24 protein-coding genes and 1 tRNA gene are annotated in these 19,916 nt (G+C 66.9%); 10 read left to right on the top strand and 15 right to left on the bottom strand.

From position 1 onward, the window contains the following. Window positions 1-35 precede the first annotated feature (35 nt). On the top strand, window positions 36-1,253 hold the full coding sequence (locus QRT08_RS16585; protein WP_286047090.1) for a M50 family metallopeptidase: 1,218 nt from the start codon (window positions 36-38) through the stop codon (window positions 1,251-1,253). Here the strand turns inward: QRT08_RS16585 and QRT08_RS16580 are convergent, their stop codons facing one another. Continuing rightward, complete coding sequence (locus QRT08_RS16580) at window positions 1,254-1,673, bottom strand: Hsp20/alpha crystallin family protein (RefSeq protein WP_286047089.1); 420 nt, start codon at window positions 1,671-1,673, stop codon at window positions 1,254-1,256. 129 nt (window positions 1,674-1,802) lie between these two features. Here QRT08_RS16580 and QRT08_RS16575 point away from each other — a divergent pair, with 129 nt between their 5' ends. Next, window positions 1,803-1,931 carry a phosphohydrolase gene (locus tag QRT08_RS16575; protein WP_286047088.1) on the top strand — a complete coding sequence of 43 codons (129 nt, stop codon included), beginning with the start codon at window positions 1,803-1,805 and terminating at the stop codon, window positions 1,929-1,931. Between the two features lie 208 nt (window positions 1,932-2,139). Here QRT08_RS16575 and QRT08_RS16570 read toward each other — a convergent pair. After that, window positions 2,140-2,212: transfer RNA gene (locus QRT08_RS16570), tRNA-His, on the bottom strand. Window positions 2,213-2,371: 159 nt separating this feature from the next. Here QRT08_RS16570 and QRT08_RS16565 point away from each other — a divergent pair. Continuing rightward, a complete protein-coding gene (locus QRT08_RS16565) occupies window positions 2,372-2,878 on the top strand; it encodes a cupredoxin domain-containing protein (protein ID WP_286047087.1) in 507 nt (168 codons plus the stop codon). A 47-nt stretch (window positions 2,879-2,925) separates the two neighbouring features. Beyond that, window positions 2,926-3,381 (top strand): DUF5814 domain-containing protein, encoded by a 456-nt coding sequence (locus QRT08_RS16560; RefSeq protein ID WP_286047086.1) that lies wholly within the window; start codon window positions 2,926-2,928, stop codon window positions 3,379-3,381. On the opposite strand, the gene QRT08_RS16555 is transcribed toward QRT08_RS16560, so the two are convergent. The 3 genes from QRT08_RS16555 to QRT08_RS16545 form a co-directional block, all read right to left on the bottom strand. Continuing rightward, window positions 3,378-3,788, bottom strand: coding sequence for a DUF8146 domain-containing protein (locus tag QRT08_RS16555; protein WP_286047085.1), 411 nt, complete (start codon window positions 3,786-3,788; stop codon window positions 3,378-3,380). The genes QRT08_RS16560 and QRT08_RS16555 overlap by 4 nt on opposite strands. 362 nt (window positions 3,789-4,150) lie before the next feature. Next, window positions 4,151-4,750 carry an RPA family protein gene (locus QRT08_RS16550; protein WP_286047084.1) on the bottom strand — a complete coding sequence of 200 codons (600 nt, stop codon included), beginning with the start codon at window positions 4,748-4,750 and terminating at the stop codon, window positions 4,151-4,153. Between the two features lies 1 nt (window position 4,751). Continuing rightward, window positions 4,752-5,681 carry a replication factor A gene (locus tag QRT08_RS16545; RefSeq protein ID WP_286047083.1) on the bottom strand — a complete coding sequence of 310 codons (930 nt, stop codon included), beginning with the start codon at window positions 5,679-5,681 and terminating at the stop codon, window positions 4,752-4,754. A 179-nt stretch (window positions 5,682-5,860) separates the two neighbouring features. Here QRT08_RS16545 and QRT08_RS16540 point away from each other — a divergent pair, with 179 nt between their 5' ends. After that, window positions 5,861-6,121, top strand: a complete 261-nt coding sequence (locus tag QRT08_RS16540; RefSeq protein ID WP_286047082.1) for a DUF7091 family protein — start codon at window positions 5,861-5,863, stop codon at window positions 6,119-6,121. Between the two features lie 515 nt (window positions 6,122-6,636). On the opposite strand, the gene QRT08_RS16535 is transcribed toward QRT08_RS16540, so the two are convergent. From QRT08_RS16535 to QRT08_RS16525, 3 genes are all read right to left on the bottom strand, one after another. After that, entirely contained in the window at window positions 6,637-7,113 is a 477-nt protein-coding gene (locus tag QRT08_RS16535) for a Tfx family DNA-binding protein (protein WP_286047081.1), read from the bottom strand. A gap of 10 nt (window positions 7,114-7,123) precedes the next feature. Then, entirely contained in the window at window positions 7,124-7,567 is a 444-nt protein-coding gene (locus QRT08_RS16530) for a TRAM domain-containing protein (protein WP_286047080.1), read from the bottom strand. A gap of 164 nt (window positions 7,568-7,731) precedes the next feature. Continuing rightward, on the bottom strand, window positions 7,732-8,724 hold the full coding sequence (locus QRT08_RS16525) for a radical SAM protein (RefSeq protein ID WP_286047079.1): 993 nt from the start codon (window positions 8,722-8,724) through the stop codon (window positions 7,732-7,734). 377 nt (window positions 8,725-9,101) lie between these two features. Between QRT08_RS16525 and QRT08_RS16520 the strand changes: the two genes are divergently transcribed. Next, entirely contained in the window at window positions 9,102-9,800 is a 699-nt protein-coding gene (locus QRT08_RS16520) for a helix-turn-helix domain-containing protein (RefSeq protein ID WP_286047078.1), read from the top strand. Window positions 9,801-9,865: 65 nt separating this feature from the next. Next, window positions 9,866-10,951 carry a DUF373 family protein gene (locus tag QRT08_RS16515; RefSeq protein ID WP_286047077.1) on the top strand — a complete coding sequence of 362 codons (1,086 nt, stop codon included), beginning with the start codon at window positions 9,866-9,868 and terminating at the stop codon, window positions 10,949-10,951. On the opposite strand, the gene QRT08_RS16510 is transcribed toward QRT08_RS16515, so the two are convergent. After that, window positions 10,948-11,214, bottom strand: coding sequence for a DUF8106 domain-containing protein (locus tag QRT08_RS16510; RefSeq protein WP_286047076.1), 267 nt, complete (start codon window positions 11,212-11,214; stop codon window positions 10,948-10,950). The genes QRT08_RS16515 and QRT08_RS16510 overlap by 4 nt on opposite strands. Window positions 11,215-11,271: 57 nt before the next feature. Then, entirely contained in the window at window positions 11,272-12,114 is an 843-nt protein-coding gene (locus QRT08_RS16505; RefSeq protein WP_286047075.1) for a polyprenyl synthetase family protein, read from the bottom strand. Window positions 12,115-12,201: 87 nt separating this feature from the next. Between QRT08_RS16505 and QRT08_RS16500 the strand changes: the two genes are divergently transcribed. Continuing rightward, a complete protein-coding gene (locus tag QRT08_RS16500; RefSeq protein WP_286047074.1) occupies window positions 12,202-12,951 on the top strand; it encodes a YqjF family protein in 750 nt (249 codons plus the stop codon). On the opposite strand, the gene QRT08_RS16495 is transcribed toward QRT08_RS16500, so the two are convergent. From QRT08_RS16495 to QRT08_RS16480, 4 genes are all read right to left on the bottom strand, one after another. Next, window positions 12,952-13,761, bottom strand: a complete 810-nt coding sequence (locus QRT08_RS16495; protein WP_286047073.1) for an alpha/beta fold hydrolase — start codon at window positions 13,759-13,761, stop codon at window positions 12,952-12,954. Between the two features lie 331 nt (window positions 13,762-14,092). Beyond that, window positions 14,093-15,049, bottom strand: coding sequence for an electron transfer flavoprotein subunit alpha/FixB family protein (locus tag QRT08_RS16490; RefSeq protein WP_286047072.1), 957 nt, complete (start codon window positions 15,047-15,049; stop codon window positions 14,093-14,095). Between the two features lie 58 nt (window positions 15,050-15,107). After that, the gene (locus QRT08_RS16485) at window positions 15,108-15,884 is read right to left on the bottom strand and encodes an electron transfer flavoprotein subunit beta/FixA family protein (RefSeq protein ID WP_286047071.1); all 777 of its coding nucleotides are present in this window, start codon (window positions 15,882-15,884) and stop codon (window positions 15,108-15,110) included. A 194-nt stretch (window positions 15,885-16,078) separates the two neighbouring features. Continuing rightward, on the bottom strand, window positions 16,079-17,185 hold the full coding sequence (locus tag QRT08_RS16480) for a DUF7345 domain-containing protein (RefSeq protein ID WP_286047070.1): 1,107 nt from the start codon (window positions 17,183-17,185) through the stop codon (window positions 16,079-16,081). 146 nt (window positions 17,186-17,331) lie between these two features. Between QRT08_RS16480 and QRT08_RS16475 the strand changes: the two genes are divergently transcribed. After that, window positions 17,332-18,573 carry a DUF7096 domain-containing protein gene (locus QRT08_RS16475; protein ID WP_286047069.1) on the top strand — a complete coding sequence of 414 codons (1,242 nt, stop codon included), beginning with the start codon at window positions 17,332-17,334 and terminating at the stop codon, window positions 18,571-18,573. 23 nt (window positions 18,574-18,596) lie between these two features. Further along, window positions 18,597-19,061 (top strand): type IV pilin N-terminal domain-containing protein, encoded by a 465-nt coding sequence (locus QRT08_RS16470; RefSeq protein ID WP_286047068.1) that lies wholly within the window; start codon window positions 18,597-18,599, stop codon window positions 19,059-19,061. 116 nt (window positions 19,062-19,177) lie between these two features. Here QRT08_RS16470 and QRT08_RS16465 read toward each other — a convergent pair whose 3' ends face one another. Next, window positions 19,178-19,798: a methyltransferase domain-containing protein gene (locus QRT08_RS16465; RefSeq protein ID WP_286047067.1), complete on the bottom strand. Its 621-nt coding sequence runs from the start codon at window positions 19,796-19,798 to the stop codon at window positions 19,178-19,180. Window positions 19,799-19,916: the final 118 nt, after the last annotated feature.

The raw sequence follows: 19,916 nt of genomic DNA, 5'->3' as shown, positions 1-19,916 counted from the left end.
GTATTTTATACGTCTGCTTCCCTAACCTCCCGGTAATGTTCAAGAGTTTCCGGATCGGCTCGCTTTTCGGAATCCCGATCAAGCTAGACGTCTCCTTTCTGTTGATCCTCCCGATCTTCGCGTGGCTGATCGGCGCCCAGATCGAACTGCTGGTCGACCCGCTGAACGCCGTCTTCGGGACGGGGCTGGACGCCGCGGATCTCACGACCGGCTACCGGCCGTGGATCCTCGGTCTCTCGGCGGCGATCGGTCTGTTCGTCGGCGTCGTCCTGCACGAACTCGGCCACTCGCTGGTCGCCATCCGCTACGGGTTCCCGATCGACTCGATCACGCTGTGGATCTTCGGGGGATTGGCCCAGCTCTCCGATCAGCCCGAGGACTGGAAACAGGAGTTCCTCATCGCCATCGCCGGACCCGTTGTCAGCGTCCTGGTCGGGATCGGATCGTATCTCCTCCTGTTGGTCGTTCCGTCGGGGTTCGACGGGGTCGCCTTCGTCTTCGCCTACCTCGCGCTGTTGAACGTCGCGCTCGCGGGCTTCAACATGCTGCCGGCGTTTCCGATGGACGGCGGGCGCGTCCTGCGGGCGCTGCTCGCGCGGAACCGCCCGTTCGCGCGCGCGACCCAGATCGCCGCCGAGGTCGGCAAGCTCTTCGCGCTCTTCATGGGGCTGTTCGGACTGCTACAGCTCAACATCATCCTCATCGGGATCGCCTTCTTCATCTACATCGCCGCCTCGGGCGAGGCCCAACAGACGGTGATGAACGCCGCCTTCGAGGGGGTCCGTGTCGACGACATCATGACCCCCGGCGAGGAGGTCGACAGCGTCTCGCCCGACACCTCGATCGCCGACCTCCTCGAACGGATGTTCTCCGAACGCCACACCGGCTACCCGGTGATGGACGGGGGCCGACTCGTCGGGGTCGTCACTCTGTCCGACGCCCGCGAGGTCGACGCCGTCGAGCGCGACGCGTTCACCGTCGAGGACGTGATGACCACCGAACTGGAGACGATCGCGCCCGACGCGGAGGCGATAGACGCCCTCAACCGGATGCAGCAACGGCGGATCGGGCGGCTGCTCGTCGTCGAGGGCGGCGACCTCGCCGGGCTGATCTCCCGAACCGACCTGATGACCGCGCTCAACATCATCCGATCGAGCGGCTCGATCGAGACCGCCAAACGGGCCGCCGACGAGCGCGAACCCGACCGGACGGGACCCGTCCGGGACCCCGAGCCCGATCGCCGCTGGGAGTAACTAGTCGATGTCGATCCGCGATCCCTCGTCCGCGGCCTCCCCGCGGGTCGGGAGGTGGACTTCGAGGACCCCGTTGCGGTAGCTCGCGGTGCTTTCCTCGGCGATCACGTCGCCGACCCGAACCTGCTCGCGGACGTAGCGGGTGTGTCGACGGGCGACGGTGTCGTCGCCCTCGTCGCGCTCGTGGGACGCCTCGATCGAGACGACCCCGTCGTCGAACCGGAGGTCGATCTCCTCCTTCTCGAAGCCCGGCATGTCGGCCAGCAGAACGTAGCCCTCGTCGTCGGTGTCGAGACCGAGGTTGACGTCCCGCCGATCGCCGCCCAGCATCGGGCGGTCGGTCCAGCCCTCCCACATCGAGCGGCGCATCTGTTCCATCATTCGATCCATCTCCTCGAAGGGATGTCGTCGCATTGCCATGCTGATCACCAAGTAGATTGTTTGCAGTTCTATATACCTCTTCCGGGACGCGTGGTAGCAGCCGAACGAAAATTTACTCGATTTCGAATCGCAGTAGCTTCTTGTGGCAAGCGGTTGTACTGATGGGTGATGCCAGAGATCACCGTCTCCGACTCGCTGTACCGTCAGCTCGAAAACGCCTCCGAGGAAGGGGATTTCGAGTCGGCGCTGTGGGAGATGACCTACCTGTTCCAGCGCGGTAACGACCCCTCGGAGTAGCGCCGTTTTCTATCGCCGGCCGGCGAGCAGCGCGAACAAACGAATCGGTCAGCAACGGCTATAGCGCCAAGTTTCAACGTAACGAGCCCTCCCCGTGGTGCTCGACGGCCGCTCGAAGAGGACTCGGTCGGACTTCCCTCTCGCTATGGGTCGCTCGCGGACGCTTTCAGCGGAAAGCGCCCGCTCGTAGAGGCGTGCTCGAAAGGAGGTCCAGGTGCGAGAATTGAACCCGCGTCTCAGCCTCCACAAGGCTGAAGGATAGTCCACTACCCCAACCCGGACACACCCACTCCTACTCGCCCTGTGGCTGAAATACGTTACGACTCCCCGGGGACGTGCGAGTCGTTATCACGACCGGGTGACGCGAGCCCCGTCCTTTTTGGTGGCGACCCGTGTAGCCGCCGATGATGGGTCAGTCGACCACCCGCCGAGACGCACTCGTGAATGGAACCGCTCTGATCGGATCGATCACGCTCCTCTCGGGCTGTCTGGACGGCTCCGGGAGCGGCGGGGACGGCGGAGGTGGCTCGGACGGAGGCGACAGCGGGGAGAACGGCGGCGGTTCCGGTGGAGGCGGCGACGATGAAGGGGGCGACGACGGGGAAGCCGGAAACGGCGGAGCGAACGGCGGCGAGACACGGACGATCCGCCTGGGCGGGGCCACCGACGGCTGGCAGGGCCAGGAGCCGAGCGACATCGCGGATCAGACGAACCCCTCCCTCGCGCTCCAGGCCGGAACGACGTACGAACTCACCTGGGAGAACCTCGACGGCGCGGAACACGAACTCATCATCGAGGACGCCGAGGGCACCGAACTCGAGGCGTCGGACTCCTCGGAGGAGCAGGGCGAGACGGTCACGCTGACGTTCGACGCGGCCGAGGGGATGGCGGCCTACTACTGCGAGTACCACCCCGAGGCGATGCGCGGGGAGATCACCCTCGAATAGTCCGGAGCCGGGTGCTTTTGTGAGTCCGGTTCGTAGAACCTCTCACTGTGGCGATCACGGACAAGATCTACGTCAAGAACCACCGCCAACTCGCCTCGCAGCTCGACACCTCGATTCCGAAGGGGGCGTTCAAGGGGGCGACGCTCGATCTGCTCTTTCAGGGCGAGGGGTTGGAGAAACTCGACGACGCCTCCCGCGAGCGCGTCCTCGAGTTCGCACAGGACTTCCTCGACTGTGACTGTGATACCAACCCCTACTGTGGCTGCCCGGAACGGAAGTTCATGCGCTACCTCCTCGAACTGCGGGCGGAGGGTCTCGGTCCCGAGGCGATCGTCGACGTGATGAGCGACGACTACATGGTCTACGCCTATCCCGGTGACGTCCTCTCGTTTCTCGACGACTCGGTCAGGACTCTCGAAGCGATCGAGGCGCTCGCGAGCGTCGAGGACGACGACGAAGCCGAGCGGGCAGCGGCGGCGAAAAAGCGCGAACTCTCGGGCTAGCCCAGCCTGTAGGGGTCTTCCGCCTTCCCGTTCTCGCGGTCGAGTTCCTCCAGGTGGACGACCTCCTCGATCTCCTCCTCGTCGTCGAGTTCCTGGCGAAGCTGCGTGATGTAGCGTTTGTGCTCGTCGAGCTGTTCACGGAGGTGTTCGGCCTCGAGTTCGAGGCGTTCGTGCTCGCGGACGAAGCTCTTCGGCACCTCCACCTTCGGCGGGAACTCTCCCGTCGCCTCCCCGTCGGCGTCGCCTTCGGGGACCACCCGCACCTGGCCGTCGTGGGCAACCAGCGTATCGACGTAATCGCGAAACACTGCCGACAGCGAGATGTCGCGCTCCTCCGCGATCTCCCGGAGGGTCTCGAAGGCGTTCTCGTTGACGCGAAAGGAGATCGTCTTGTTCTTGTTGCCCATTCCCGTTACATTCCTCCCGGCGAATACTTAAGGGTTTGTCAGACACGGGCCGGCTACGATCTCGCCGTAACTCTCCTCTCGTGTCCCGCCTTCGAGAGTCGTCGGTCCTCAGTGGACGTCTCCCGGTGGTCAGTCGTCGCCTCTTTCTCGACGTCCCCGTCCGTCGAGACGCCCATCGCGGCGTACACCGCCCGCCAACCGGCACTGGGTGATTCCTCTCCGCGCGTTTCGATACGTTCTTGCTGCTCGTTCGAATCGGATCTCATGGGCTGGTAGGTAGCCCCGTTCGGGTGGTAGTGACACCCGGACGACTCCGTTCCGACGTCTCTTCGGGGCGTGTTCGGTCGAAAAACGGTTCGCCCTCAGGCCGTCGTCTCCGCCGTCTCTTCGTCCTCGCCTTCCTCGACGCTTTCGAGCGCCGAGAGCAGGTCACGGCGGTAGTCCTCGACCGACAGGTCGTACTCCTCGCGGGCCATCGCCGCATACTCGTTGGCCTCGTCGTCGAACGCCTCGATGCGCTCGATGGTCCGCTGGGCGGTCTCGACGACCCAGCGATCCCGCGTTCCGGTGTCGACCTCCGTGATCGACTCGGGCCGGACCGAGACGTTGACGTCGCCGTCGTCGGTCTCGTAGGTCCGGGGTTTGCCGACGACGGCGACGTACGCCGGCGGCTCGACCTCTCGCAGGAAGCTCGCGGCCTCGGGTTGGTACTGGCCGGCGTAGACGAAGAACGTTCCCGTGGGGTCGACGATCCGACCCTGCCAGTACTCGCTGTCCTCGCCGACGTCGCTCTTCTCGGTGAGGGTGCCGACGATGAACACGCGGTTGGCGCGCGCGCCCGTCGGGAGCAGCGCGTACAGCGGCGCGCGCTCGTCGTCGCTCTCCTTGAACGTGTAGCCGGCGTCGTTGAACTCGCTGGCGAAGACGCGCTGGGCGAGTTCGCGGGTGGGTGCTTGGCTCATTTCAGATCGACCTCGCTTTGATCAGCGTCTCCTCGGGATCCGTCGGTCCGCCGAGTTCCTCGACCGCGTCGGCCAGCACGTAGCGGCCGAACGTCGGCCCGGTGATCCGGTAGTACCGCCCAAGTAGTTGTGAACGGATTTCGTCGGCGACGACCGTCGTATCGAGCGCGTCCATCGCCATCTGTTTGGCCTCCTCGAGGGTGATCCCGGCGACCTCCTCGGTCGCCTCCTGGTCGAAGATCACCTCTTGGACCTCACGGCCGTCGTCGATGACGCCCTTGATCCGGAGGTCGAACTCGCCTTCGACCTCGCCGTGTTCGGAACACCGGCCGTTCTGGAGGACGCGGGTACAGCCCTCCTCGGGGCAGCGCTTGATCAGCCCCGATCCCGACTGGACGTCGACGAGCGCGCCTTCGATCTCGCTCTCGTCGTTGCCGACCTCGAGCTCCTCGTCGAGTTCGGTGATCCCGGTCGTGCGGTTGAGCTTGACCGAGTATCGGCCCTGGTACTCGTCGGTGACGACGTTCTCCAGCCGGTAGACGCCGCCCTCCTCGAGTTCGGGCAGGTCGGACTTCGCCCACTTGGTGAACTTCAGCGTGCCGGAGGGATCGCCGAGCAAGCCCACCTGCGCGATGGAGTCGCTTCGGGGCTCCCAGAGGTCGACGACCTTCGCCGTGAGGTCGACCCACTGCTCGGCCGCGTCGATCTCCGCGAGCTGGACCTCGCTGTTCGAACCGCCGCCCAGCGCGTCCCGATCCAATCCCGCCTCGTCGAGGTAGTGGTTCGTGACGCTTCGTCGTGCCTCCTCGGCCGGGATCTTGTACTCGCTCACGAGCGTTTCGAGTCGGGACTCGACCTCCTCGGTACTGATGTCGAGGTGCTCTGAGAACTGGTCCGCTATGCTTTCCGCGTGCTGTCGCAGGTCTGTCATGGTCTCACTGTCTCCGCCTCGTTTTCAATGGGAGACATACGACTGTTGGTGCCCGATGGTATAAAAAGTTCCGCGAGCGGGGTGAAAGTGATCTCTCGGCCACCTCTCTACGCCCACCCCGGTCGTTCGTAGTCGCGCACCGACGACGGGTCTTTGTGTGGCGCTCCTGTAGCCATCGTATGGACCGACGGGCGATGGATCGTTTCGTGCGGACGACGTTCCGCAAGGCGGGCCGGCGCTACGAGATGGCTCGCAGGGATTACGAGGACGCCCGAAACTCCGTCTTCGACGACCGCGCGCGGATCGTCTGTCGGCGCTACGCCGAAAAGCGGACCGTCGAACTCGACGCGAACGACCGCCCCGAGTGTTACGAAGCGGGCCACCGGGACTGTGAGGGCTGTGTCGAGGACCTCCACAACGGGACGGTCGAGACGTGGTGATCCGTACTCCGACGCGATGGTGAACCCTCTTCCCACTGGATAAATCATATATGACGATATCGAATCCGCTCTCGAACGACGTTCGTCGTTTCCCGGCGACGGTACACCGATGGCCGTGAGCCGTTCGTTCGGTCGATTCGGCTGACGTATCGACCCTGACCGCCCGTCTACCCGCTATCCGCCTCTGGTTGTGGCTGTCACCGACTTCCCCGCGCTTTCGATAACCTCGGTAGCGTCCTCCCGACCACGTGGGTTTCTCATCCTATCACAGGACGAACCTCCCGTCGGAAACGCCTTCTCCGGGATCGGGCTTGCTGCCTGAACCGTCCTGAAGCGATTCCTGACCGTGATGGTCCCGTCACCGCTGGTATCTCGGTGACGGCCGTACATCGGCAGTTGGCCGATCCGATCCGTGAACGGCGTGATCTCCCGGTCTCATCGCCGTATTCCATATCGTCGATTATAGTTTATCAGGTCGGATGGCCCGAGGGATGTCGAGTCGCTAACCAAATCAATCAATCGAGTTCCTGTCGCCGGACTCGCACCGTACCGTCCATCGTCACGCCGACCAGAAGGTCGCGCTTGACTTCGCGTCCGCTCACCGCGTCGCCCGCCGCGTCGCTGACCGATTTCATCAGCTCCGGGGCGGTCTGGTTGACCTTCACGTCGGCGTCGTCACAGGCCGCGTACACTCGCGATGGGATGTCGTAGAGATCAGTGCCCGCCGCGACGTCGACGCGAACCGGGGCGTTGAGCGCCTCGGCGAAGGCGATCGTCTCGCGGGCTTTTTCGACGTTCGTTCGGGCGCTCGTCTCGATGCTCGAGACGTTCGCCCGCGACGTGCCCAGCCGTTGTGCGATGTCGGCTTGGGGGACGTCGCGCTCGCGCAGCGCCAGTACCTCCGCCTGCCGGCGTGTCAGAACGTTCCGGTCGGCTTCGAAGCCGACCCGATCGAGCAGGGCGTCCACGTCGTAGTCGTTCGACTCGCTCATGAACCCGCGGCTATGCGCCCCAGAAGTTGTCCCGACTACCGAGTCGCTCCCGGGTCGGTTTCGTCTCCCCGTCCGTCCCGTTCTCGTCGTCGCGCCCGCCCTCGTCTTCCTCCTCGGGTTCGAGCGGGAGGCGTTCGATCTCCTCTGCGCGGGCGTGGTTCGAGTGGACCTGCGTGACCTTCACGCGAGCGCGTGCCTGCGGGAGGATGCCGTCGACCATCACGATGAAGCCGTCCTCGGTTCGGCCGACCCCGGCCCCGCTCTCGTGCATGTCGTCGACCTCGACGACGACCTCCTCGCCGGGCTGGACGGGCTGTTGTTTCAGGTCGCGGATCGGCTGGTTGTAGTGGCTACACCACTCGGCGCCACCGCGGTCCCCGTAGTGTTGACATCCCATTCCCGTGATCCGCTCGGAATAACTCGGGCATTCGTCTGCGAGTGGACAGTCCGGCATACGGAGACGTAGCAAAGCGGCGGTCTAAACGCTTACGACCGACCTTTTCCTGCGCTTCGCTGGCAAAAGGTCGATCAAAACGCGGCTCGTTCCCGTTGATCACTCGCCGCGACCGCTCGCTTCGCTCGCGGGAAAAAACGGAACCGCAACCCACAACCGCTCTGTTACGCCAGCGGCGTCCGCTCGACGACCGTCCCGTCGTAGGTCGGGTACTGCTCGACAATCTCCCCTTTCGAGAGATCGCCCTCCTCGATCATCTCCTCCAGCAGCCACCACGCCAGTTCGACGTGCTCCGTTTTGACGGTGTAGAACTCCTCGGGCACCCCGAGGTCGCGCAGTCGGGCCTCGGGCTCCCACGTCTTCCCGTAGACGAGCGTGCCGTCGTCGGTGATCTCGTCGAACTCCCGGCGGACGTTGCGTGCCATGCGCTTCAGCCGGTTGCGGTGCTGGGCGGCGTCCTTGAACACGCTCGTACAGAAGTAGACCTTCGGGTGGTCGCCCATCTCCTCGAGGATGGCCTTCGAGCCCTCGACGGCGCTCATGTGGCCGTCCTCGAGTTCGTAGCCCTCCTCCTGCATTCGCCTGTAGTTCCCGTCGCTCATCTCGAACTGGTTGACGTTACAGAACTCCGCCGCCCCCTCGTCGAGGAAGTCGAGGAACTCGGTTTCGGCGCGAATGCCGGGGATCTCGAAGGCCGGGGTCAGTCCCTCCTCGCGGGCGATATGCAGGATCTCCTCCCACTCCGTTCCATGGAGGTCGCCCCAGAGTTCCAGCGGCGGGTGAAACCGGATCTCGTCGAGGCCCGCCTCCGAGAGGCGGCGCATGTTCTCGCGGCCGCCGGTGATGCCCGTATAGAGGTGGGTGTGGTGCTCGGGGCCGAACTCGTCTTTGAGCAGGCGGAGATACCGGCAGGTCTTCGCCATCGCCTCCTGGGGTTCGCCGCCCGTCAACGAGGTGCCGAGCGCGTCCATGCGTTTTGCCTCCTCGATCACGTCGGAATCGCGCTCGACGGGCCGTTCGTTGGCGTACACTTGAGTGACGTTCTTCCTGTTCTCCCCCAACGGGCAGTAAAAGCAGTCGCGCTGGTCGCAGTAGCCGTAGACGAACAGCACCATCTTCCCCCCCTCGGCGCACTGCTCACAGCCCTTCGAGATCATTTCGTGTTCCGACAACGCGGTCGACGGACAAAAGACGCACGGCTTCGTCCGCACGCCGGAGCGGGCGGTCCCGCTTATAACGGGGTGATGGGGCAAGCGGCGTCCCTTTCTCCCTCCCTCCATATCCTTCGTTCGGGAGGCCGGTCGTTTTCATGGACCACCCGGTGGCCGGCCTCCCCGTCGATGCTCCCGACGTGGTGGCCGAAGCCCACTCGGGGCCGTCCGCCCCGCGGTCCCGTCCCTTTGGTCGTGGTGTCCGTGGGTACGGCGTGCCCCTGCTCGTTCCCGAGAACGCCATGACGGCGACAGCGTATAAATGACTTCGACATCGAGGGGGTTTATGACGACAGGGATGGATGACCCAGTAGGGTGGTTCCATGTCAGCAACCATCGCGGAGATCGAGATCCCGGTCGAGTCGTTCGCCATGGCCCGGACGCTCGGACGGTTGGACGGGGTGGCCGCCGAGGTCCAGGAGATCGTCGCCGACGACGATCTGGTCTCGCCGTTCGTCTGGTTCGACGGTGCCGATCCCGACGAACTCGGGGCGGCCTTCGAGGAGGACCCCTCGATCCGTTCGTACCGGCAGTTGACCGCCAAGGACGACGGGGGTGTGCTCTACGAGATGGTCTGGACGGACGACGTGGAGTTCCTCGTCCGGGCCACCGCGACCGACGGCGCGGTCCTGTCGGCCACCAGCGAGGACGACCGATGGCTCTTTCGGGTGCTGTTCCCGACCCGCGAGGACGTCTCGCGGGTCTACGACGCGTGTCGAACGGACGGCCTGGAGGCGAGACTGGCCCGGATCTACGAGGTCGACACCAGCCAGCGCGGCCCCGCGCTCCTGACCGACCAGCAGTACGAGACGCTCGTCACCGCCTTCGAGCACGGCTACTACGACGTCCCCCGGGAGAAGTCGTTGAGCCAGATCGCCGAGGAACTCGACGTCTCCCACCAGGCGCTCTCCGAACGCCTCCGGCGCGCTCACCGGGCGGTGATCGAGGGGCTGGTGATCGTCGGGACGGAGGCCGACCGTAGGAGCGCCCCCGAGGCTAGCGAGTCCGTCGGGGAGCCGTAGCCCGGCGACCCGTCGAACCGAACGCTCCCGAAGGTCCTTATTCGCTCCCCGTGTAGCCCCGGTCGATGCTGCTGGTGTTGTGCGTCGACCTCGACGACGACGTCGGCCGGAAGACGGGCTTCGACACCCCGGTCGTCGGCCGCGAGGCCTGCGAGGCCGCCGCCGTCGCGCTCGCCACCGCCGACCCCGAGGACTCCGACGTCAACGTCCTCTTTCAGGGCGTCCACCTCTACGACCGGCTGGCGAGCGAGGGCGAGGCCGTCGAGGTCGCCGCCATCACCGGCAACGCCAAGGCCGACGTTGGCGCGAACAGGGAGGTCGGCGACGAACTCGACCGCGTGCTCGCGGGGCTGGCCACCGGCGAGTCGGTCTCCGCGATCATCGTCACCGACGGCGCACAGGACGAGAGCGTCATCCCCGTGATCCGTTCTCGCGTTCCGGTCGACGGCATCCGCCGCGTCGTCGTCCGACAGGCCCAGGACCTCGAATCGATGTACTACACGATCAAGCAGGTGTTGAACGACCCCGAAACCAGAGGAACGATCCTCATTCCACTCGGTATTCTCCTGTTGATCTACCCGCTGGTCGCCGTCGCCGACCTGCTGGGGCTTCCCGGCAGTATTCTCGGCGTCCTCTCGGCGATGCTGGGGCTCTATGTTTTGTTTCGGGGGCTCGGTCTCGAGGAGACCGTCGACGAGTACGCCGAACGCGGGCGACGGCTGCTGTACACCGGCCGGGTGACGCTCATCACCTACGTCGTGGCCGCCGCCCTGCTCTTCATCGGCGGCGTCGGCGGGCTCGACGCACTCAACGACGCCCGCGCGGAGATGGCGCTGGGGACGATCGAGGTGATCGCCGCGCTGCTGTACGGCGCGGTCCAGTGGTTCGCCGCCGCCGGCATCACCTCCAGTCTGGGACAGATCACCGACGAGTACCTCGCCGAGCGCTTCGAGTGGCGCTACCTCAACGCGCCCTTCTACGTGGTCTCGATCGCGGTGGTGCTCCACGCCGTCAGCGCGTTCGTGCTGGGCTATCAGGACCTCCCCTACGTGGCGATCGCGCTCACGGTCGGCACCCTGCTGGGGCTGGCGAGCACCCTCGCGTTCGCCATCGCGGAATCCAGGCTCAAACGGCGCCCGGAGCCGACCTAGACCCGGAGTCGCTTTGGGGGCCGGAGCCACGCGCTCGCCGCGCGGATCCACGCGGACCACGCCCGCGCCATCGGCGTTCGCTCGCGCTCGCGCTCGGTGAGTCGCTCGTCACAGACGGGACAGCGGTACTCGACGCCCGTCGCCCGCTCGCGGACGACCCAGTCGCCGTCGACCGGGCTCTGGTGGTCACAGACGGGACAGAACAGGACGGATTTCCCGTCGGGCGGGCCGTCGACGTCGGTGCTGTGGGTGGGGCGGCTCATTGGACGGACGTACGTCACCGACGGCTATAATTGCGTTGGAGCGGCCCGTAACCCGAACTATCGTTCACGAATGACCACGAACTCCGCGAGGTCGCGCAGGTACTCGGCGGCGCGGTCGTCGACGAGTTCGACCCGCGAGAGCGCGTCGAGCGCGGCGTCGGACTGGCGGCGTGCGCGCCCGTCGGCCTCCTCGGGGGTGAGGTCGGTCACCTGCAACAGCGAGGGCCGCTCCATCTCGTCGTCCCGCCCCGTGGGCTTTCCCAACTCCTCGGCGTCGGCGGTCGCGTCGAGCACGTCGTCCCGTATCTGGAAGGCGATCCCCACCCGTTCGGCGTACTCGCCGACGGCCTCGACGGTGACAGCGTCGGCGTCGGCGGCGATCGCGCCGAGTTCGGCGGCGGCGCGAAACAGCGCCCCGGTCTTGCGCCGGGCGAGTTCCATGTACTCCGCCTCCGAACTCGGCTGGGCCACCAGCTCCGTCGCCTCGCCCTCCCCGAGTTCGACCATCGCCTCCGTCACGGTCTGCATCGCCCGCGGGTCCGCCGAGAACAGGGCGAACGCCTCGCCCAGTTGGGCGTCGCTGTCGACGATCGCCGGGCCGTACCCGAACGCGCTCCACGCGCTCTCGACGCCCCGGCGGACCGTCGAGCGGTCGATGATGTCGTCGATCACGAGCGAGGCGTTGTGGACGAGTTCGATCCCGACGCCGAACTCCACCGCATCGCGTGGCTCGCCGCCGACGGCCTCACAGACGAGCACCGTCACCGTCGGGCGGACCCGCTTTCCCCCCGAGAGCGCGGTGTGGCGGACCTCACGAGCGAGGCGGTCGGGTTCGACCCCGCTCACGACGTCCTCCAGACGCTCGTCGACGAGCGCCCGCCGGCGTTCGAGATACTCCATTACCGGCCTTCGGGGAGGTCGCGGCAAGTAGGTGACGGATCGGTCCGTCCGGCTCGGAGTTAACCGACGCGAGGCCGTAGGAACCGCATGGAGATCTCGATCCCGCTGGCGTTCGGGTGGCGACACCTCCTGTTCGCCAACTGGCCGGTCGATCCCGACCGCCTCGACGCACACCTCCCGGAGGCGCTGGCGGTCCAGACCCACGAGGGAGCCGGCTGGCTCTCGGTCATCCCCTTCGTCAACGTCGACACCCGCCCCCGCGGGCTTCCCGACTGGCTGGGGATCGACCTCCCCGAACTCAACCTGCGCACCTACGTCACCCACGAGGGCGAGCCGGGGGTCTACTTCTTCAGCCTCGACGCGCCGAGCGTCGCGGCCGTCCTCGGCGCGCGCCTGTCCCATCGCCTCCCCTACTACTACGCCCGGATGGACTGTCGATGGACGGGCGAGGAGGTGGCGTTCTCGAGCAGGCGGCTCCACCCCGGCGACCGCCCGGCCCGCTTCGAGGCGAGCTACGGGCCGGCCGGCGAGCCGTTCACGCCCGAGCCCGGCTCCCGTGCCGAATTCCTGACCGAGCGCCGCCGGCTCTACACGCAGGGAACCGACGGGGCCGTCCGCCACACCGACGTCGACCACGCCCCGTGGACGCTTCACCCCGCGACGACGTCGGTGGCACGGAACACGCTGTTCGAGGCCAACGGGTTCGAACACCCCGGAACCGACCCCGTCTGCTACTACAGCCCCGGCCTCGACGTGACGACGACCCGGAGCGAGCGACGGGTCCCGAAGAAGGGCCCGCAGTGGCTGGCCGCGATCCGCGATCGACTCGCCGACTGATCACGCCGCGAGAAACGCCAGGATCCGCTTCTCGAAGCTCGGCTTGTGGGTGTAAAACGCGCCGTGGCTCGCGCCCTCGACCACGTGCAACTCGGCGCCGGGAATCGCGCGGGCGGTCTCCTCGAGGATCGCGGGCGGGAAGAAACGGTCGTTTTCGCCGCCGATCACCAGCGTCCTCGACTCGATCGCGCGGACGCTCGCTCGCCCGTCGTAGTCCAACAGCGCCTCGATCGAGATCCAGGCGTCGGCGGGGACCGCCGGCCTCGGGAGCGTAAAGCGACCGATGGTGGCGGTCATCGGCGGGTAGACGAATCGCCGCCAGTCGGGGAACATCTCGGCGGCGACCGTCGCACGGATCGATCCCCAGTCGTGGTCGTAGGCCCGACGACGCATCCCGTCGGCGAGTTCCCGCCCCTCCGCCGAGAGGCGGGTGCCCGTCGCCGCCAGGACGAGGTCCTCGACGCGGTCGGGGTGCTCGACCGCCAACTGTTGGGCGACACACCCGCCCATCGAGAGCCCCCAGACGCTCGCCGACCCGAACTCCTCGCCGATGACCCGCGCGTAGTCGTCGGCCATGTCCCGTATCGTCTTGCCGGCTTCGAGCCCGCGCGGTCGGCTGATCACGTAGACGGTGTACTCGCCGACGAACCGGTGGTAGTACCGCCGGAGGAACCGAACGGACACCCGGGAGTAGTCCCCGTCGAACAACGGATCCGTCACGCCCGGCAGGAACACCAGCGTCTCCGGCCCCTCGCCGACGCGAGCGTACGGAAACCCCCCCGAAAACCGCCCCGTCTCTCCCCGAACCATTACCCGCACTACGGTGGGTGACGGCAAAAACGTGTCTCGCTCGTTCGAACGCTGCGATCATGTTGTCGGTCACGGGAGGACGACCTGCGGTGGCCCGAGTCGACGGGCGAGGGCACGAGCCCCGCCTGTCTCGGCTCCGCTCGATTCACGGAGGGCTACTCGCAAAAATCTGCTCCAAAAACCCGCTCGCTTCGCTCACACCGGTCGAGGCGTCACCCCTCGAACTCGTCGATCCACGTGCACCTTTTTACTCGTCGGGTTCGCGAGCGAACCACTCCTCGCAAAAATCTGCTCCAAAAACCCGCTCGCTTCGCTCGCACCGGTCGGGGCGTCACCCCTCGAACTCGTCGATCAACGCGGGAACGACGTCGAAGAGGTCGTCGACGATCCCGTAGTCCGCGATGTCGAAGATCGGCGCGTTCGGGTCGGTGTTGATCGCGACGATCGTCTCGCTTCCCTTCATCCCGGCGACGTGCTGGACCGCCCCCGAGATGCCGATCGCGATGTAGACCTCGGGCGTCACCGTCTTGCCCGACTGGCCGACCTGCCGGTTCTTCGGCAGCCACCCGCTGTCGACGATCGGCCGGGAGGCCGACAGCGTCGCGTCGAGCGCGTCCGCGAGCTCCTCGATCAGTTCGATGTTCTCCGCCTCGCCGATTCCCCGCCCGACGCTGACGAGCACCTCCGCGTCGCCGATGTCGACGTCGCCGCCGCCGACCTCCTCGAAGCCCGTGACCGTCGTGCGGACCGCCGACTCGTCGATCTCGACGTCGACCTCCCTGATCTCGGGGTCACCGTTGCCGCTCGCGCCGGGCCACTCGCCGCCGCGGACCATCACCACCGTCCGCTCGGCGTCGACCTCGACGGTCGTCTCGACCTTCGAGCCGTACATCTCGCGGGTCGCCGTGAGTCCGTCCTCGAACGAGGCGTCGACCACGTCGGTCACGAGCGGCCGGTCCAGCCGGTCGGCGACCGCTGGCCCGTAGTCGAGGCCGTTGACCGAGTTCGGTACGAGCACCACGGTGGGATCGAGTTCGTCGGCCAGCCGTTCCGTGACCTGCGTGTAGACGTCGTGGTTGAACTCCGCGCCGTCCGAGACGGTGTGGACGACGTCGACGCCCTCCTTCGAGAGCGACTGGGCGAACTCCCCGACCTGCCCGCTGATGACCGCGACGTGGAGTTCCTCGTCGAGGTCGTCGGCGAGTTCGCGGCCCGCGCCGATCAGCTCGTAGCTCACGTCCCGGAGTTCGCCGCGGCGGTGTTCGGCGATCGCCAGAACGCCCGTCATCGGCTCTCACCGTCCGTGAGAACGATGCAGTCGGTGCGCGCCGGGCATGCACCGACAGTCATTGTGCGCCCACCCCCTTCTCTCGGAGGGCGCCCGCGAGCTGGACGGCGGTCTCCTCGGCGCTCCCCTCGAAGACCGTCGCGTCGCCCTCGACGTCGGGCTCGTACATCTCGGTCATCTCGAGGCGGCTCTCGACGCCGTCGATTCCGAGGTCCGTGAGGGTCTTCACGGCGATCTCCTTGCTCTGGGCCTGTCGAATCCCCCGCAGGCTCGCGTAGCGGGGTTCGTTGATCCCGGTCTGGATGGTGAGGACTGCGGGCGTCTCGACGTCGGTCAGCTCCTCGACGCCGCCCTCGAGTTCGCGGTGGACGTGTGCGGTCTCGCCGTCGAACTCCAGGTCGTTGACGACGGCGGCCCACGGGAGGTCGACGGCCGACGCGAGCGAGACGCCGGTCGCGCCGAACATGGCGTCGCCGGTCTGGACGCCCGTGAGGATCAGATCCGGCTCCTCCTCGGCGACGACCGCCCGAAGCAGCTCGGTCTTGACGCCGACGTCGAGCAGCCCGTCGAAGGAGTCGTCCCACACCCTGACGGAGCGGTCCGCGCCCTTCGCGAGCGCCATCCGGATCGTTTCTTCCGAGCGTTCGGGGCCGATGGTCACGGTGACGACCTCGTCGGCGAGCCCCTCTTCTACGAGCTGGACGGCCTCCTCGACGGCGTAGTCGTCCCACTCGTTCAGGTCGTACTCGAGGTATCGCTCGTCGATGGCGGTGCCGTCGATCTCGAAGTCGTCCTCGACGGTCCCCACCTCCGCGACGGTCACGAGAACCTTCATCATCGTTGCTTCAGTCCCCCCGGTGGTAAACGTTTTCTATGCCGCCGGCCGGAGCCCGGACCGCCGATTCCGGAACCCCGGTCCCGTACCGTCGGTCACGGGACAGTCAACGGCACGCACCTGATTCGACGGACCACGGCGCGAGCGAGTCCCGCCCTGTAAACGGCCGATTCACGGCGGTATGACCGACGGTATCACTCCCGATCGGCGAGGGTGATGAGGTTTTCCCGGCCGATCCGTAGCTTCTCGATCTCGCCGTCGTCCTCCATCGACGAGAGCAGTTGGGAGACCTTCGCGTTCGACCAGTCGGTCTCGACGACGATCGTCGCCTGCTTCATCCGGCCGTCGTTGGCCTCGAGCAGCCGGATCACGCGCTCCTCGTCCGACAGTAGCTCCTCGTCGACGCCGGCGAACGGGTCGGGATCGGGCTCCGACGCCGGGTCGGGTTCGGGGTCCGGTGGCGGCGCGGGCCCGCCGTCCGAGCGCTCGCGTTCGGGCGTCGGCGAGAGCAGCGTCATCCACCCGCGATCGCCGCCGGTCGCCGTCGGCACGAACGGGGCGTCGCTCCCTCGTCGAGAGAGGACGTAGATCAGCAGGGCGATCGCCCCGACGAGGCCGACGCCGAGCCCGATCGTCAGCAGCGAGAAGCCCTGCCCGGTCTGGCTGCCCGCGACGAGCGTCGCGGTCGGCTGACCCGAGTCGAACTGCTGGGGCCCCTCCCAGATGATCGTCCCGTCATCGATGGTCGCGGGCGGGTCCGCGTTCTCGACGGCGTAGTCCTCGGGCGCGTGGACCACGAGGCGCTGGTCGGCCGACAGCGACGGGAGCCACGTCTCGCCGTCGATCACGAAGCTGTCGCCGAGTTCGATCCGCTGCTCGGTGGCGGGGGCGAACCCCTCCCACGTGACCGTCAGCCGCAGGGTGCCGGTACTCGACGTCGATTCGGCCTCCCGCTCGACGTTCGTGATCGCCATCTCGCGGCCGGTCTCGTTCGCGGCGTCGGCAGCGATCCGCTCGAAGACGTCCGCCGAGAGCTCGCCGCTCGCCTCCCCGTTCTCGAAGTCCTCGGCGAGGCGGTCGAAGGCGGTCCGGTCCTCCTCGGTCTCCAGCGAGAACTGCTTGTAGACCGAGACGTTCGCGTCGCCGTCCTCGTCGAGTCGGATCTCGATCGTCTGTGAGGTGTTGTCGACGTCCGACGCGACGCCGTCGGACTGGCCCGCCACCGGCTCCGCGCCGACGGCGAGCCCCCCGACGAGAGCCACCAGACAGAGGCCGAAAACGACGGCGACGGACACCCGCATACAGTAGCGTGGTCGCCGGGGGGAGAAAATGCTTTCCATGCTAAATAAACGACCGCACAAGGATCCCGACCCCTTATAATTCCACACGATAGTTAATTGATCTATGTCGGATAACTTTTGTACTAGAAAGGATATATCCGATCCACATGTCACGGCGGTTCCCGTTGGTCCTCGCGGCTCTCCTGCTCTGTTCGCTGCCCGCCGTCGCCGTTTCGGGGCCGGTCGGTCCCGCCGCGGAACCCGCGGTCGGCGGACCGACGGGGGCGCAGGCGGCCGTCGACGCCGGATCGATCGACTGGCTGACGCTCTCGGACGGGCCGGCCGCGAGCGGCGAGGGCTACGTCGTCATCGACCTCGGGGCGGCCCTCGACGACGACTCCAACCGGTTGGAGGCGCGCTACGCCGACCACCGCATCGACGCGCGAATGGAGAACGCGGGTTCGGACGCCGAGCGACGGGCGATCATCCGCGAGGAGGCGAGCCGACTCGGCGAGTCGATCGCCCGACTCCGCGAGCGCGAGCGAACCGCCTACGTGGAGTACTACGAGGGCGAACGCTCCGAGCGCGAACTGCTCGCCGAACTCGCGGTGGTCCACACGAACGCCGCCGTCCTCGACGAGTCGGTGACGTCCCTCGAGGGACACGCGGCCGCCACTCCCGGCGTCTCGCTCAGTTCGGAACTGGAGGCGATGGAGGTCGAGACCCGCACGATGCAGGGGCCGGTCCGCGACCGGGTCGCGGAGATGCTCCACGGCGAGGCCGAACCGGCGCGCGTCCACGTCGAGACCGACGGCGAGGGCGTCGTCCTCGCGCTCGTCGACGGCGACCGGTTCTACCGCGAGGCCTACCGTCCCGGGAACCGCGACCCCGAGGCCGATCCACAGTACACGAGCCTCGGCCAGTCCGAGGACCGGATCGCCGAGCTCTACCCCTCGATCTTCTCGGAGGCCCGCTGGAGCTACAGCGAGGTCGGCTACGGCACCCACCGGGGGACCGGCACCCACTCGCAGGGGTCGCTGACGGTGTTCCTCGACACCGGGACCGGCGACGTCTACCGGGAGTTCCAGACGCTGCGCCTCGATCGCCTCGACACCGTGACCGCCGTCGAGGAGACCCGGGCGGGCGTCACGGTCACGGTGGGCCGGACCGTTCCGGGCGGGCCGGCGACGGTGACGCTGACCGACGCCGAGACGGGCGCACCGCTCTCGGGCGAGGTCACGCTCAACGGCCGCTCCGTCGGGGAGACCGACGACGGGACGGTCTGGTTCGTCGCCCCGCGCGAGCCGGTGACCGGCGAGGCGACCGTCGGCTCGACGACGATCGAGTTCGAGGTCGCCGAGGGGACCGCGAGCCAGGGCACCGCGCGTGCCGTCGACGAAGGTTCATAACCCGTGAGGGTGCCAACGGGGGCGTGGCCCGTGCGATCTCTCCCGTCCTCGGCGTCGTCCTCCTCGCCGCCTGCGCGGTGCTCCTGAGCGCCACCGTCGGCGCGATGGCGCTGGCCTACGAGCCCGCCGAACCCGCCTCGACGGTCCTGGTCATCGGCGCGGTCGACGCCGGGGACAACGAGGTGACGCTCACCCTCGATCGGGGCGGTCCCCTCGACGTCCGGCGACTCACCCTCGTCGTCGAGATCGACGGCGAACCGCTCGAGAAACAGCCGACGGTGCCCGCCTACTCCCAGAGCGGCTTCACGGGCTTTCCGAGCGGCCCCTTCAACGCGGGGACGGACCCCGAGTGGAATCGCGGGGAGTCGGCGAGCCTGACCGTCGCGAAGACGACCAACAGCCCCCAGCCCGACCCCGGGAGCCGCGTCGAGATCCGGATCTTCGAGGACGACCTCCCGATTGCGACGGTCGAGACGACCGCCTCGTGACCCAGTGGCTCATACCGTCGGTCATGGGAAATCCAACGATACTACCTGATGTGACGGGCGACAGCGCGAATACGTCCTGTTCCGTCGACGACCGGTGTTGGGTGTGACCGACGGTATCACCCGGTGACGCGCGCGACGGTGGTGATCGCGATGTCGGGGTCGTAGGAGGGACCCATCAGGCGGTGTTCGACCTCCTCGAAGCCCGCCTCGGCGAACATTCTATCCGCTTCCTCGGCGTCGTAAAACAGCATGATCGAGTCGGCGACCCGCTGCATGATCCCCGTTTTCGGGTAGTTCGGGCCGACGACGAGGACCTGCCCGCCGGGTTTGGTCACCCGGCGGATCTCCGCGAGGGTGGCGACCGGGTCCGGCCAGTACTCGATCGACCCCGACGACCAGACGATATCGAAGCTGTCGTCCGCGAAGGGGAGGCGTTCGGCGTCGCCCAGATAGAACCTCACGGGGTCGTGTTTGCCGAGTTTCGCCCACGCCTTCTCCAGCTGGTGGGGGCTCTGGTCGAGGCCGTGGACGTCCTCGGTGTACCCGAGCAGTCCCTCGGTGGCGAAGCCGGTGCCACAGCCCACGTCGAGGACGCGGTCGGTCTCGGCGATGTCGAGCATCGAGAGGGCCTGTCCGCGCATCTGCTCGTTCCAGACGAAGGGGTTGACCCGGTCGTAGACCTTCGAGAGGTACTTGTAGAACAGCCGCGCCCGTGCCTTGTCTTCGAGGACTCCCATTGCCGGCGCGTTCGGGCCGTGTTCATATATACTGTTGGCTGTACGTCGACCGTACGATCCCTCGCGATTCGTGGTCGAACGCGCGGATCGAGCCGTAGTTTTCGCAACTCCCTTATAG

Source organism: Halalkalicoccus sp. NIPERK01 (assembly GCF_030287405.1).
Classification (GTDB): Archaea; Halobacteriota; Halobacteria; order Halobacteriales; family Halalkalicoccaceae; genus Halalkalicoccus.
This window is presented reverse-complemented; position numbering and strand designations above follow the sequence as displayed.